This is a genomic window from Mesorhizobium sp. M0052 (genome assembly GCF_040323255.1).
Taxonomy (GTDB): domain Bacteria; phylum Pseudomonadota; class Alphaproteobacteria; order Rhizobiales; family Rhizobiaceae; genus Mesorhizobium.
This window is the reverse complement of sequence record NZ_JAMYUS010000002.1, coordinates 186,255-200,713: the sequence shown is the minus strand read 5'-3', so window position 1 is coordinate 200,713 and position 14,459 is coordinate 186,255. Positions and strand designations below refer to the sequence as shown.

11 protein-coding genes are annotated in these 14,459 nt (G+C 61.2%); 6 read left to right on the top strand and 5 right to left on the bottom strand.

Features of this window, described 5'->3' with window-relative positions:
• The first annotated feature begins 600 nt into the window (after window positions 1-600).
• Window positions 601-1,641 carry a glucosamine inositolphosphorylceramide transferase family protein gene (locus NKJ77_RS03200; RefSeq protein WP_352534218.1) on the top strand — a complete coding sequence of 347 codons (1,041 nt, stop codon included), beginning with the start codon at window positions 601-603 and terminating at the stop codon, window positions 1,639-1,641.
• 42 nt (window positions 1,642-1,683) lie between these two features.
• Here NKJ77_RS03200 and NKJ77_RS03195 read toward each other — a convergent pair whose 3' ends face one another.
• Entirely contained in the window at window positions 1,684-2,787 is a 1,104-nt protein-coding gene (locus NKJ77_RS03195; protein ID WP_196815074.1) for an acyltransferase family protein, read from the bottom strand.
• A gap of 348 nt (window positions 2,788-3,135) precedes the next feature.
• On the opposite strand from NKJ77_RS03195, the gene NKJ77_RS03190 reads away from it, so the two are divergent.
• The 5 genes from NKJ77_RS03190 (at window position 3,136) to NKJ77_RS03170 (ending at window position 9,365) form a co-directional block, all read left to right on the top strand.
• Window positions 3,136-4,428 carry a VpsF family polysaccharide biosynthesis protein gene (locus tag NKJ77_RS03190; RefSeq protein ID WP_210164489.1) on the top strand — a complete coding sequence of 431 codons (1,293 nt, stop codon included), beginning with the start codon at window positions 3,136-3,138 and terminating at the stop codon, window positions 4,426-4,428.
• A gap of 220 nt (window positions 4,429-4,648) precedes the next feature.
• The gene (locus tag NKJ77_RS03185; protein WP_031195430.1) at window positions 4,649-6,247 is read left to right on the top strand and encodes a Wzz/FepE/Etk N-terminal domain-containing protein; all 1,599 of its coding nucleotides are present in this window, start codon (window positions 4,649-4,651) and stop codon (window positions 6,245-6,247) included.
• Window positions 6,225-7,355: a glycosyltransferase gene (locus NKJ77_RS03180; RefSeq protein WP_352534215.1), complete on the top strand. Its 1,131-nt coding sequence runs from the start codon at window positions 6,225-6,227 to the stop codon at window positions 7,353-7,355. Before NKJ77_RS03185 ends, NKJ77_RS03180 begins: the two co-directional genes overlap by 23 nt.
• A gap of 169 nt (window positions 7,356-7,524) precedes the next feature.
• Window positions 7,525-8,253 carry a N5-glutamine methyltransferase family protein gene (locus NKJ77_RS03175; RefSeq protein ID WP_023671791.1) on the top strand — a complete coding sequence of 243 codons (729 nt, stop codon included), beginning with the start codon at window positions 7,525-7,527 and terminating at the stop codon, window positions 8,251-8,253.
• Window positions 8,250-9,365, top strand: coding sequence for a hypothetical protein (locus NKJ77_RS03170; protein ID WP_352534213.1), 1,116 nt, complete (start codon window positions 8,250-8,252; stop codon window positions 9,363-9,365). Before NKJ77_RS03175 ends, NKJ77_RS03170 begins: the two co-directional genes overlap by 4 nt.
• 69 nt (window positions 9,366-9,434) lie before the next feature.
• On the opposite strand, the gene nadE is transcribed toward NKJ77_RS03170, so the two are convergent.
• Genes nadE through asnB form a run of 4 tightly spaced genes read right to left on the bottom strand, consistent with a single transcriptional unit; the run spans window position 9,435 to window position 14,230 of the window.
• Entirely contained in the window at window positions 9,435-10,439 is a 1,005-nt protein-coding gene (gene nadE, locus NKJ77_RS03165) for an NAD(+) synthase (RefSeq protein WP_023831510.1), read from the bottom strand.
• Window positions 10,436-11,983 carry a class I adenylate-forming enzyme family protein gene (locus NKJ77_RS03160; RefSeq protein ID WP_023831511.1) on the bottom strand — a complete coding sequence of 516 codons (1,548 nt, stop codon included), beginning with the start codon at window positions 11,981-11,983 and terminating at the stop codon, window positions 10,436-10,438. The genes nadE and NKJ77_RS03160 overlap by 4 nt, the downstream gene beginning before the upstream one ends.
• A gap of 23 nt (window positions 11,984-12,006) precedes the next feature.
• Entirely contained in the window at window positions 12,007-12,270 is a 264-nt protein-coding gene (locus tag NKJ77_RS03155; protein ID WP_023671787.1) for an acyl carrier protein, read from the bottom strand.
• A gap of 22 nt (window positions 12,271-12,292) precedes the next feature.
• The gene (asnB, locus tag NKJ77_RS03150) at window positions 12,293-14,230 is read right to left on the bottom strand and encodes an asparagine synthase (glutamine-hydrolyzing) (RefSeq protein ID WP_023831512.1); all 1,938 of its coding nucleotides are present in this window, start codon (window positions 14,228-14,230) and stop codon (window positions 12,293-12,295) included.
• Window positions 14,231-14,459 lie beyond the last annotated feature (229 nt).

Here is a 14,459-nt window from a genome sequence, read left to right as displayed (position 1 = left end):
TGGTCACCGAAAGCGTGCGCGCCCGGCTGATATGTGCTTACAGCCTAACAATAGCGCCCTGAACCGCCTTCGTATTCAAAAAAATTAACGTATGATTAACGCTAGAGTCCGCAGCCCCCCTTGGGCAACCCTTGCCAGGAACAGTGGGGAAAGATACCAAAGCAAAGCCATTTTTTGCTTTAACGAGAATAACTTGGGTTGACTAATATTTTAATCATCGGCCACGCCGTCGCATCCCGGCGCTGGGAAAATGAGCTTTTTAAGCGGTTGGATGCGGCAGGTTACGTGGTCTCGAGTTGCAACGCGCCGGCGGCGGCGCCAACCGCTCGGGGGCTGGACACTGTCTTGGCGATTGAGAGCCGGCGTTTCGGTCCCTCGCTGGCGGGCCGGTCCGAGCCGCTGCCGCCCATCGATCGCGGCCCTCCGGACCTCGTCATAGATCTCACTGCCAGCGCAACGGGGCAAGGCGCGCCAGTCCTGAGGCTCGAATTTTGCGGCCGCAACAGCTTTCCAGCCGGCGTTGCCGCAATGTTGGCGAGCGGACAATTGCCTGAACTTGGCGCTCGCCTCGATGGCGTTGTCGTAGCCCAGGCTAGACCGATGCTGGCAGACAGGCTCTGGCTATCTCGAAGCTGCAACGACCTGCTCGCCGGTGCCATGTCGCTGATCATGCAAACCGTCGCCCGCTTCTTTGCGGGCAAGCTTGTGCCGGTAAGCGACAACCCGGTGCCGATCCTGAAGAACGACAGTTTTGTTCGACACTATGTGCCCTTTTTTGGCAGGGCTTTGATCGATCGCGCCGTGCAAAAAATCAGGCGGGGACGACGCCCCTTCTATTGGCAGGTTGCCTATCGGGTGATCGACGGACCAGGCATCGCCGAAACCGGGCAACTCGACGGCAAACCGTTCACAGTCCTGCGGGACGATGGCCAACGCTTCTATGCCGACCCGTTCGTCTTCGAGGCCGACCGCCGCCATCATCTGTTTGTCGAGGAATTCCCCTACGCGACGAGTCGCGGCGTGATTTCCGTCGCCGAGCTCGGTGACGATGGCACTTTCGGTGTTCCAAGGGTTGTATTGGAGGAAGCGCACCACCTGTCGTATCCGCAGGTGTTCGCACACGATGGCGAGATTTTCATGATCCCCGAAAGTGGTTCGGCTCGCGAACTTGTGCTCTATCGCGCCGCGCAGTTTCCCGACCGCTGGGTCCGCGACACGGTGCTGATGACGGACAGGGATTTCAACGACGCGACGCTGCTCGAATCCGACGGTCGCTTCTGGCTGGTTGGAACGGAGCGGTTCGGCTACGGCAGCGCGTCGGACACGATGGCGGTCTATTGCGCACCCTCGCTGCGCGGGCCATGGGTCGCCCATCCGCTCAATCCCATTGCCGTCGATCATTCGGCCACCCGGCCGGGCGGCGCCTTTATCCGCCAGGACGATGCCCTGGTGCTGCCGGTGCAGAACGGATCGAGGGCCTATGGCGGTGGTCTGGGGCTGATGCAGCTTGAGCGACTCGACGCGTCAGACGTCCGCTTCGCCTCGCCCCGGCCGATCGGCGCGGGTCCAGCATGGGCACGCACGGGCATTCATACGCTTAACCGCGCCGGCAATGTCGAGGTCGTGGACAGCGCGGGCTGACTGAAGCGCTGAAAGCCGTGAGCGTCCCGTTGCGTGACCTGCTTATTTGTTCTCCGTGGCAATATGAGGAAGCGGTGTGTTTCTCGTCTTCCTTCTGCCGTTCAGGGTCTGAAGAATCGGCTTCTCGATCATCTCGTAAATCACCAGACTGACGAGGCAGGCTGCCACGATGCTGACCACCGACACCAACAATACCGTTGTCGGATGCTCGTATCCGACGGTGCGTCTGGCCAGGTACGCCACAGCGCCGATCACGAAGATATGCGACAGATAAAGCGCGTAGGAAGCGTCGCCCAACTGCTCGAGAAGGCTCCAGTGCTTGAGTTTCGGCTCCAGATTGAGGCTGAGATGAAGCAGGCCCGCCGCCCACATTGCTTGTCCCGCGAAGCTGATCTGACCCAAGAGCGGCGTACCGTCATCGACGAATGAAAGCACCACGCCTGCAGCGGTCATTACGCCGAATATCCAGGCATGGCGTATGTCGGAAGTGAAATCACCGTCCAAATAGCGCCGCCCTATCCACATACCGATGACGAATGCCACCGGAGAAGGGTTGAGATAGAACTGGATAACAGGGTTGGTGGGAGCCAGCCACAGCCCGGCTATCCACATCGCAATGAAAAAGACCGTCAGCACAAATACGCGCGAGGTCACGGACAGGAATGCGAACACCGCAAAAGCGATATAGAAAAATACCTCGTAATTAAGCGTCCAGCCGAGTGAAAGAATTGGACTGGCGCTATCCCGTCCAGGCGCTTCGTGAACAATGAAGAGGAGCGACTGAAGATAGTGGGGCCATGTAAAGACGGTCTTCTGGAAGAGACTTGGCGCGAGCGCCGCCAGAACCGCGGCGAGGCTGGTGAAAAGCCAGTAAAGGGGGATGATCCGGATTGCTCGGCGTTTCAGGAAGGTGGCAGCGGAAAACGGACCATCTCCCGTAATATGGACCATTATGAAACCGCTGATGACAAAGAACAGAACGACGCCCAGGCGGCCCGCCGTCACAATAATCAGATTGTCCACGCCAATCTGATAGGAAAAGGCGTGTGCGAACAGAACCAGCAAGGCGGCGCAGGCGCGAAGATACTGAATCGAATAGAATTTCTTCACCTTGATCTCCTGCGCTTTGCCGGCGCCTGATGCCATTGTGCCGTCCACAGGCAGCGCGTCGGGCGCCGTGCAAAGCATCGCCATCAATACGACCGGCCAATTAAGTGTGGGTTACCGAGTTCACGAAATAGCGTAAATCCGGCTGCCGATGCATGTCGCGCAAGTACATTGCGTGCATTCGTTCCCACGCGGCGCACTTTGGTGAGACTTCAATGAGCGGTGTCCGGCTTTTCGGCAAAGCTGACATGTGGCGGCCCATGCCCGGCATCGCCACTGTTAAGATCGGGTTATCCATATTCCTTTACGTTCGTGCAGGAAAATGTACCCGGGGTGCGTTCGTCCCCTGCCATCTCAATCGCAAGCCGCAACGCTGGTCGGATAATCGTGAGTGTCACCCCCACAGAGCAACAGTTCGTGACCGCGCAGGCCAGCCGCCAAGACGCCCTCACACTCCTGTTCTTTCTCCTCGCGGCCTTCGCTTTCCTGCTCCGCTCGACCATCTCGCCGCAGTTGATGAATATGGTGATGTCCTATTCGACGGAGGGGGGGTCGTTTCCCGAAAAGCTGCATATCGGGACCTATGCCATCTTTCTGCTGCTTGTCGTCATCGCCACAACCCGGCCAATTCGGCTCGAAGGCGATGAAGTCAGGCTGTTCAAGGCGACATTGTTATATTCGCTGCTGCTGTTGTGGCTGGTGCCTTATCTCTTTGTGATAGGCCGTGCCGGCTCGGCCGGCTTCATAATCGATTCCTATCTGGTCTCTTGTGCCGCGGCGATGATCATGCTTGCCCTGGGTGACCATGTGCGCAGGGCGCTTGGCAATGTCATCGTCGGCATGATTGTCCTCAGCGCCATCATCGGAACGATCGAGGCCGTCACCCAGCATCGATTCCTGCCCTATCCCCTCGTTGAGCTGGACTTTCGGCCGATCGGACTGTCGGCCCATCCGCTGGCGCTGGGCGCGCTTTGCACCACCGCCATAGGTTTCGTTGCATTGACGCGGTGGCGTATCTGGGTGTGCGCGCTTTGCATCTTCATTCTCTTCATCGGCACGGCCGCTTCGGGCGCGCGCACCGCCCTGCTGCTCGCTTGCGGCGAGATCCTGTTCCTGCTCGTGTTCCTGCCTTGGCCGGACTTGTCACCCAGACATCAACGCCAGGCCAAACTCCTGGTGCTGATGCTGACGCTGGCCGGTGGCGCCATACTGATTGCGATACTCTCTTCGGCGGGGCTGCTGAACCGCTTCAGCAACACGCTCTTTGATCAAAATTACGACGCGCGCGTCAAGATCTACGATGTATTCAAGTTCGTTGAATGGAGGGACATCCTGCTTGGCATGAATCCCAACGAGTTGTTGAAGATCGTCAACGAAAAGCTCAACCTCCCCTTCATCGAAAGCACGCCGGTCGTTCTTACGCTTTTGTTTGGCCTGCCGATCGCCTTGCTCTTCGCGTTTGCTTTCTTCCGGTTCCTTTTCAAGCTCCTGCGCAATACGCCTCGGGCCGCCCATATCGCAGCGGCCGCGTCCATTCTCGCGGCATTGTCAAACAATGCCCTCTCTTCGAAGGCGCCGGATATCATGCTGCTCGTCATCTTGTTGCTCGCTTATCGAAAGCCGGATGGGCGCCAAACCGGCACGCCCCTTCAAGGCCAACCAGCATCAACAGCGACATGACGCCAAAGCCCGCTCCTTGTGGATGCCCTCGCAACGACCTCTTGCATCTTCCATTTGAAACGCCTGCGCGCTTTGCCAGGCTACGACGGGCGTGGCAGAATACCGACCAAAGGTGGATAGATCGCTGTTCCGGAACGCGCCTGACACGCCTGGAAAATGAAATGTTAACGATGTTTCCGTAAAGCAGGCTGTGCGTATTGAATATTAAAGGGTTAGCATGATGTCCGCCGCTTCCGGTCCTCCTCCAACCGCGGCCGCCGCCGGCATTAGCCCCTATGAACGGATCGAAAATGCGCGGCGCGCCAGCCGGCCAAAGCCGCAACAAACCGCGCCGATCATGGCACATGCGGCGGCACCCGCTGTAACGTCGGCCCCTGTAACGTCGGCCCCTGTGTCGCCTGCACCCCTGGCGCCGCCTGTATCCGAGCCCGTCACGACGGTGACGCTCAACAAGATCGGAACCTTTCTCGAACTCGATTTCGGGCGTCTGTTTGTCTGGCTGCGCGCCGGCCTCGCTCTGGTATGCCTGCTGGCAATCGTCGGCGGGATCGTCGGCGGTGCCTACGCTCTGCTGAGCAAGCAGCGCTACACCGTGACCACGGACATCCTCATCAATCCGGCCAATCTTCAGGTTGTTCCGAATGATCTTTACCCGCAATCGGCCCAGGTCGATGGACAGTTGCTCAGCGCGCGCAGCAAAGAGCGAATCTTGACCTCGGGCAGCGTGCTTTCACGTGTTGTAGACGATCTTGACCTGGCCAGTGACCCGGAGTTCTTCGACGCGGACCGTAGCCGCACAGGGACGGACGGCGCCAAACCCGATCCAAAGCTTACCGCCCTGAAGAACCTGGCGGAACGGGTTAGCAGCATCGCGGATGAAAAGTCGTTTGTCACGACCTTGATGGTATCGGCGGAAACCCCCGCTAAGGCGATCCTGATTTCGCAGGATATCGTCAAGACTTTCCAGGAAGAGCTGGCCAGCGCCGAGGCTTCCGGCGCCAGCCGTGCCGCGGCCGCGCTGGACGGGCGGCTGGGCCAGCTCAAGAGCGATGTGCAGGCGGCCGAAGAGAAGGTCGAGGCCTATAGGCGCAGCCACAATCTGGCCACCAGCAATGGGCAGCTTGTTTCCTCGCAAACCATGACCCAGCTCAACGGCCAGATCGTGGAGACGCAATCGCGCGTCATCGCCGCGCAGGCAAGTTACGACGCCCTGCTTGCCGCCGGCGCAAACGGCACCAATTCCGGTCCCGCCACGTCGGAGGCGCTTGTGGCGCTGCGCGCAACGGCCAACGGCCTGCGCCAGCAGATCGATTCGCAGTCGATGACCTTTGGCCCCCGTCATCCGTCGATCGTCAGGCTGAAGACGGAGTACAACACGGTCAGCGCGCAACTCAGCGCCGAATACGCGCGCACCCTGCGCCTGGCGAAGGTCAATCTCGATGCCGCCAAAACCTCGTCGGCCTCCCTCAATGCCAAGATGAATGACTTGAAGGGCAACGTGTTCTCGGATAGCGATTCCGAGGTCGCCTTGCGTGAGCTTGAACGTGACGCCGCGTCGAAGACGGCTATCTATGAGAGCTTCCTGTCGCGGGCACGCCAGATAACCGAGCGCGAACAGATCGACAGCACCAATGTGCAGGTGATTTCCACCGCAGTGCCGCCAAAGGGCCGTTCATGGCCCCCGCGCACCGTCGTGATGATCGGCCTGGGGGCCATTGGCGGCATGATCCTCGGCATGTTGCTCGCCATTACCCTGGGTATCGTGCGCGACATGCGGCTTCCGCCGAACCGCCCGGATGTCATTGCCAGCCGCGCCTGAAATGGCGAAGCGGATTGTCTTTCACATTGCCAGCCTCAGGGGCGGCGGCGCCGAGCGTGTATTCGTCCTGATGGCGAACGAGCTGGCATGGCGCGGCCACAACGTCACGCTTTTTACCTGGAACGCGCAGGGGCCCAATGCCGCCCTGCTTTCGCCTGCCGTGCATCTGGTCGATTTCGGCCTCCCCATTCGCGGCGAGGGTTATGGCAAGTGGGCGACATTGAAAGGCATCGTGCGAAGCGCGGGCCTGCTTGGCCGCCTTTCTCCCGACGCGATCTACAGCGCCCCGGAATTCGCCAATCTGGTCGTGGCGCTGGCGCTTTCCCTCGCGCGAAGCAGGGCGCGGTTCTTCCCGAGTTTCCACGCCGCCGCCTCACTGCCTTCCGGCAGCCTTGGCGCGAAAATGGCGGTCTGGCTTTCGGCCCTGGTTGCGGCCCGCGCCACCAGGGCCATCGCGGTTTCTGAGGGTGTCGGCGGCGATCTTGTGGCCCGAGGCTTCCCGAAATCCAAGGTCGTGGTCATCAACAACCCGCTGCCGCCGGCTGCGGCATCCCAGCAACGCTCCTACGCCTGGCAGGCAGAGCTCGCGGCGATGGGCGACGGCCCCATCATCATCACCGCCGGACGCCTGGTGCCCGTTAAGGATCATTGGACGTTGCTGCGGGCCTTCGCTGTGCTGCGCGCCGGCCGCCGGGCCCGGCTTGTCATCTTCGGCGAGGGTCCGCTGGCCGACGAGCTGCGCGCCTATGCCGAAGAATCCGGTATCGGCGCAGACGTTCTGTTTGCGGGCTATGTCAATGATCCGGCGGCGTGCTACGCCGTAGCTGACTTGTTCGTCCTATCATCGACCAGCGAGGGCTTCGGCAATGTTCTGGTCGAGGCCATGGCAGCGGGGATTCCGGTGGTCTCCACGGACGCGCCGCACGGCCCGCGCGAAATACTTGATGACGGCCGCTTCGGCGCCCTGGTGCCGGTCGGCGATGCCGCGGCCCTAGCAGTGGCGATGGCCGGAATGCTCGACCAGCCGACAACCGCCGCGATCCTGAAAAGCAGGGCGGCGGATTTCGAAATTGAAAAGATCGGAGACCGGTACGAGGCGTTGCTCTGAATTAGCGCATGGATCGGCTTGCGGCGGCACAGGAATTCGCCATTGATGGGACAGGACGCCGCCAACATAGGCCGGTTACTCCCAATCCAATCATGATCTTTAACATCAATTTACCCGGAGTTGGTAACAACAGGGAACCCGCGTTTTATCCTCAGGATAGGGATTTTCCTTGCCGCAGCATCACAGCCTTCCTGCCGGCCGTGCAAACGATCGCAATTGGCCGCGATTGCACCGCTTCATGCGGGTTGAGCTGGAACTCGCGCCTGACGTCCTGGTGCCGCGAGCCGAAACGGAACTGCTTGGCCGGACGGCCGCGGCCATTCTTGGCGAACAGGCGCACGAAACGATCCTGATCGACATGTGCTGCGGCAGCGGCAATCTTGCCGTGGGCATCGTCAGCGAATGTCCTCGGGCTCGGGCATGGGCGGCGGACCTGACCGACAGCACGGTTTCGCTTGCCCGCCGCAATGTTGTGCGCCTCGCCCTGCAGGACAGGATCAAGGTCCGGCAAGGCGACCTATTTGCCGCGATCGAGGGTGACGGCCTCCGCGGCGCTGCCGACATGGTTGTGTGCAACCCGCCCTATATTTCCTCATCCCGTCTCGATAGCGAAAGCGCGCATCTGTTGGAGAACGAACCTCGGGAAGCTTTCGACGGCGGCCCTTACGGTATTTCGATCCTCCAAAGGCTGGTCCGGGATGCCGCAGCTTTCCTCAAGCCAGGCGGATGGCTGCTATTTGAGTTCGGCGAAGGTCAAGATCGGCAGATAGCAACCCTTTTATCGAGAACGAAATCCTACGAAACCCCAACCTTTGCCGTGACGGCCGACGGCCAGCCCCGTGTCGCCATGGCGCGCAAACATGGTGGCCGGGTTCCCGGAACCGGGAGCCCGGCGTGAGCGTCGTCCGCGCCCTCGATCAGGCCGACCTTGCGGCCGTCGCGGGCATGTTTCAACGCATGCTGCGCAAGAAGCGGGGGCCAGCGCCGGCCTCCCTCGTCGATTACATGAGGCGGTTTTATCTGGACGCACCCGACTGGGGCAGCGGGCTCCGTTCGCTTGTCCATGTCAATGACGCCGGCCAGGTTTCCGGGTTCGTCGGCGTTCATGCGCTGCCAATGAAATTCAACGGCCGGCAGCTCTACGCTGCCATCTGCAGCTCGCTGATGGTCGAGGATCACGAGACCGATCCGATGGCCGGTGCCCGCCTGTTGAAGGCCTTCCTCGATGGTCCGCAGGACATCTCCTTCAGCGAAACCGCCAATGATACGTCCGTGAAATTGTGGACGCGGCTTCGCGGCGTTGTGCTGCCGCAATACAGCCTTGACTGGGTTCGCGTGATGCGGCCGGCGACCTTCATGCTCAGCCTTTTTGCCAATCACATGAAGCTTGCCTGGATGTTCAACCCGCTCGCCCGGATCGTCGACCGGCTCTACCTTCGCAAAATGAAGGGCAGTCAACGACGCTGGACCGGCGTCGTCGCCAACGCATCGAGCCGGGGGGCATTTCGGACCTCCGAGATCGACAGCGGCAGCTTTGCGGGGCTGCTGGAGCCGCTTTGCGCCCAGTTTCCGCTACGTCCGCAGTGGGCGGAAGGTCAGCTCAACCATATTCTGGGCGATGCGGCGCAAAAGCCGGATTTCGGAGAGCTTGTCTGCGTGTCGGTGGCATCGCCGAACGGCGCCAATGTCGGCGCTTTCGCCTACTACGCTCGACCGGACGGGATCGGCCGCGTGCTGCAGGTCCTCGCTCTTCCCGGCCAGGCCGGGCCGGTGATCGATTGCCTGGTCGAGCATGCCGCCCGGCGCGGTGTCTCCGGCTTGCGCGGCCGCGTCCAGCCCGCGCTTCTGGAGGCCATGCTTGTAAGACGCATAGCCTTCATACCGGTCGCCTCGACCGTCGTGCATTCACGCGATCCCGAGCTTCTGGATGTCATGAAGAACGCGCAGGTCTTTCTGAACGGGCTTGCGGGCGAGCAGTGGAGCCAGTTGATCGGCGGCCGCTTCACCTGAAGCGTTCCGCCTAGAGCAATTCCAGGAAAGGGTGCGCGGTTTCCGTCCGGAATGGCATAATGCATCAGGTCAGGAGCCGACTTCGTCCACGCCGTCAACGAGCTGCGGGCGCAGGTGCAGATAGCGCGTCGCCTTTCGCTTGGCGGCGATGTCGGCCCAGACGCGTTCGATCTGTGAGGCGGCCAATCCCGCCGCTTGCCCTACCACCTCGGCGGACACGCCGTTGTTGAGGCCGTAGAGACACAGATCCATCCGATCGTAAGGCAGGGAGAAGTAGAATTCTTCCTGCGTCTGCGCCAGCGAGTAGGTGTCGGTGGTCGGCGGCCGGTTGCGGACCTCTTCCGGAATGCCGAGATAGGCGGCTAGCGCATAGACCTGCGTCTTGTAGAGATGCGCGATCGGCTTGACGTCGGCGGCGCCGTCGCCGTTCTTGACGAAGAACCCCTGGTCGTATTCCAGCCGGTTCGGTGTGCCGAGCACGGCGAAGTTCAGCCGGTCGGCATGATAATATTCGAGCTGCTTGCGGGTGCGCTGCTTCATGTTGGTGGCGGCAACGATGCCGAGATAGACTGCCACCGGCATCCGCAGTTTCGTCTGCTTGCCTTGCGGGTCCTGCACCACCAGCGACGAGATGTTGTAGCCCTCGCCTTCGAGCACGTTCGCGATCACGATCTTCGAGGCCCAGCCCTTGCCATAGTCCGGGACCAATTCGCGGATGAAGGCGTCGCGGCGTTCATAGCAGCCCATTGCCCGCAGGGTCGGCCCGATATCCTCCACAACGGCCTCGACGCCGAAAGTGTCGGCGACCAGATGGCCGAGCCGCAGGCTTTCGGGGTCGGAATCGCTTTCCGGCATGAGGACGCACAGCACATTCTGGTGGCCGACGGCCCGCGCGGCCAATGCAGCCGAAACGCTGGAATCTATACCGCCCGAAAGACCAAGCACGAGGCCGCGTTTGCGAATGCCGCGCAACTGCTCGCGCAGGGCCGCCACGATCCTGTCCGTTTCCGCGGCGGGATCGATGGCCAGGGCTTGGGTGAGGGCCGGCGCATCCTGGGTTGAGCCGATGTTCATTGCTCGGCCTCCATCATCTCAGCCGCGAGCCGGCGGCTGACCTTGCCCGACTCCGTCTTCGGCAATTCGCTGCGGAACTCTATGATTTTGGGGACCATGAAATCCTCCAGGTGGCGCGCGCAGTGACGAATGATGTCCTTTCCGCCAAGCGCCGGGTCGGACCGCACGACGAGCGCGCCGATCGCATGCCCCAGCACCGGATCCGGCACGCCGACGACCACCGCTTCCGCGATACCTGGATGGGCGTGGAGCACGGCCTCCACTTCCTTGGGGGCGACCTTCTCGCCACGCGTCTTGATGATGTCGTCCTTACGCCCGACAAAATAGAGAAAGCCGTCCTCGTCGGTCTGGAACAGGTCGCCCGTATAGAGCACCTTTTCCCAAGGGTTAGGCCCCGGCCGGAGCGCTCGTTCCGTCGCGGCCTGGTTGCGCCAATAGCCCTGCATGACGTGCGGACCGCGGATGACGAGCTCACCCGCCACGCCCGCCGGCACGCGTTGTCCAAGGTCGTCGACGACAAAGGCTTCCGTGTTGGGGATGGCTATGCCGACCGACCCTGGCCGGCGGTCAAGTTCCTCGGGTGGCAAATAGGTGCAGCGCTTGCATTCGGTCAGTCCATACATCGAATAGATCCGGACGCCGGGCAGCAGCGAGCGCAGGCGTTCTATGTGGGCTGGCGGCAAGGCGGCCGCGGTGTTGGAAATATAGCGGAGGCTGGGCAAGAAACCCGGCGCCAGATCACGCATCTGCAGGATCATCGCCGCCATGGTAGGCACCAGCGGAAGGCCGGTGACGCCCTCTTTGCGGATGCGTTCGAAGATCTCGTGCGGGAAGGCGAAGGACTTCTCGAGCACCAGCGTGGCCCCGAGCCTGACTGCCATCAGCAACTGGTAGAGGCCATAGTCGAAGGCAAGCGGGAGGACGTTCAGGATGATGTCGTCCGGCGCGTTGCGCAGATAGGTGGCGATCGACCCCGCGGCGGCGTCGCAATTGCGATGCGTCATCATCACACCCTTGGGCCGGCCGGTCGAACCTGACGTGTAGATCAGCATCGCAAGGTCGACGTCGATGCCGCGATGGTTTACCTCCGCGCCATCGAACGTCAGGCAGTCAGTCAGGGACGCGGCCCCTGCCGGGCATTGCCCATCGGCCCCAGGGGTGGAAGCCACGAAGATGCCGGGCTTGCCTTGCGATGCGCAGGCTTCGGTGACCACGGGCATCAGCTTCGCCTGCGTCAGGACCGCCCTGGCGTCGCAATCGGCGATGACGTAACCGAGCTTGTCGGCCTTTGTGGAGGGGTTGACCGGACTGAAGGTCGCACCTGCCTTGAGTGCGGCAAAGATCGATACGGCGGCCTCCCAGCAATTGTCCATGAAGATCAGAACGCGGTCGTCGCGCCTGATCCCATTCATGAAGAGAGCGGTGGCCAGCCGGCTCGAAAGGTCGTCGAGTTCTTCGTAGCTCAGCCTTTTGCCCTTGGTGACCAATGCCGTCTTGGCCGGGTGGGCAGCAGCCTTCGCCACCAGAAAATGCTCGATCCGCACGGGACGTTCCTCGCCGTTGGCGCTTACGCTGCCAGCGTTTGTGCTCTCGCCTCGATGAAGGACGAGATGCGGTCAAGCGAGTCCAGGTTGGCCGGAACGATGTCGGCATCCACCATCGCGATGCCGAAATTGTCCTCGATGAAGGCCACCAGCTCAAGTACCGCAGTCGAGTCGATAATGTCGTTCTCGATCAGCGAGGCTGAATCCGACAGTTTGTAGGAGGTGTCGCCGAACAGGAAGTTGTCGACGATAAAGCTTCTGACCCTGTCCTTGATTGCCGTCATCATGTCTTTCCTTTTCCTCGCCGTCTCAGGCCGCTCTTGCCGCGCCGACCGCTTGGCCGGCGAAATTCTTCTGCCACAGCTGCGTCGACAGAATGCCGACGAAGGCGGCGTTGTCGCGAAATCCGGTCGCGGTCTCCATGCGGCATTTCTCGTGGAGCTTGGCCACCGCCTTGGCGTTGAACAGGCCGCCGGCGGTAATGCTCGCCTCGCCCAGGCAGTCACGAACATAGTCTAGTTCCTCCGCCCCGACGAAGGAGCGGGCCTCCGGGGCGCGGTAAGGTTGCTTGGTGCGTTTACCGATCGCCGCCGGAAGGTGGTGCCTGGCCACCTTGCGCAATATGTGCTTCTCCATCAAGCCTTTCAGTTTCATCTCCGGCGGAAGTCTTGCCGCGAACTCTACCACGCGATGATCCAGGAAAGGAAACCGCCCTTCGATGCCGTGCGCCATGGCCATCCGATCGCCTTGGCTGGAGAGGATGTAGCCGGGCAGGAGGAAGCGGGTTTCGAGATATTGCGCCTGATGCAGCGGATGCCATAGGGAAAACGCCTCGGGTAGGCGGCTGGTCAGCTCTTCAGCTGCGTCATAACCCTTCAACGTCGCGCGCAGGTCGCCGGAAAAGAAGATTTTCGCCGCCGCCGTGGTCTTGAAGCGTGGCCGATGCGAGAACAGCGGATCGTCGAGGGCAGCGTTGCTGGTACCGAAGAAGGCAGCCAGATACTCCACCGATTGCTGTTGCAGGCCCGGCAGATACGGGTAAAGCCGGCGGAACAGCTGCGGCCTTATGCGCGATGTGGGCTGCCGCCCGCAGAACCGGCGGACACGCGCCTCCTTGAAGACGTCGTAGCCGGCGAAGACCTCGTCGGCGCCTTCACCCGTCAGCACCACCTTCAGGCCGGCCTGGCGAACCAGCGCGGACAATTTGTAGAGTGGCGCTGGCGCCGTGCGGATGATCGGCCGCTCGGCAAAGCGGATGACCTCAGGAAAGACGCTGGCGATATCGCGGGCGCCGCATTCTATGGCGTGGTGGCGCGTGCCGAGCGCCGAGGCCATTTCGGTCTGAAAGGCGCTTTCGTCATGCTCGGCGCTGTCGAAGGTTACGGAAAATGTCTCCAGTCTCCGAGGAGTCATGCCGGCGGCAAGCGCCGAAACAAGCGACGAATCGAGCCCTCCGGAAAGATAGGAACCGACCGGCACGTCGGCCCGCATGCGAAGCCTCACCGCATCGGTCAGAAGGGCTTGCAATTCCTCTGCCGCGTGGTCCTCGTTCGTGATCTTCGACGGCTCATCACGATGCGGATAGTCCAGGTGCCAGTACCGTTTGACCGTGACCTGCCCCTGCGCCGCGATCATCACACTTGCCGGTTCCAACTCGTGGATATTGCGGAACGCCGTGCGCGGAGCGATCGGCGCCCACAGCGTAAAGATCTGATCCAGCGCAATCGGATCAATTTCAGCGGAGACGCCCGGGACCTTCAGCAGGGCTTTGATCTCCGAGGCAAAGTAAAGCACCCCGTCCTTAGTTGTGTAGAACAGCGGCCGGACACCCATGCGGTCTCGTGCAAGCACCATTCGTCGCTGCCGATTGTCCCATATCGCCAAGGCGAAATCACCGTTCAGGAGAGACAAGCAGTCTTCGCCCATCTCCTCATAGAGCTGAAGGATGACCTCTGTGTCGCTCGAGGTCCGAAAGTGTCGGCCCTTGGCGATCAGCCCTTCGCGCAGTTCTATGTAGTTGAAAATCTCGCCGTTGAACGCAATCGTCAAATTGCCGGCCTCGTCGGACATCGGTTGCTGGCCATCTCCGATGCCGATCACCGACAGCCGCGCATGCCCGAGCCCGGCATCGGGTGCTACGAATTTCCCTTGCTCATCCGGCCCACGATGGGCAATTGCGGCTACCATGTGCGTGAGCAAAGCTTCCGCATCCCGGATTGACCCGAAATAACCCCCGAATCCACACATCCCTTGAACTCATATTGAACGCTAAGGTACGGAACATAACCTCGATAGTGGCATCTGGGGTTAATCCGATATTTTCACCGAGCATGTGGTTAACAAGAAGTTTGCCACGATGTGGTCTTCGTGGCTAGGACGCGATGGCTCTCCATCACCTCGCGGTTGCGGCCGTAATAGCCGGAACGATAGCCCTGGCTCGCTCTAGGCCTTTTGTCCGGGTTGGCATGGCTGGACA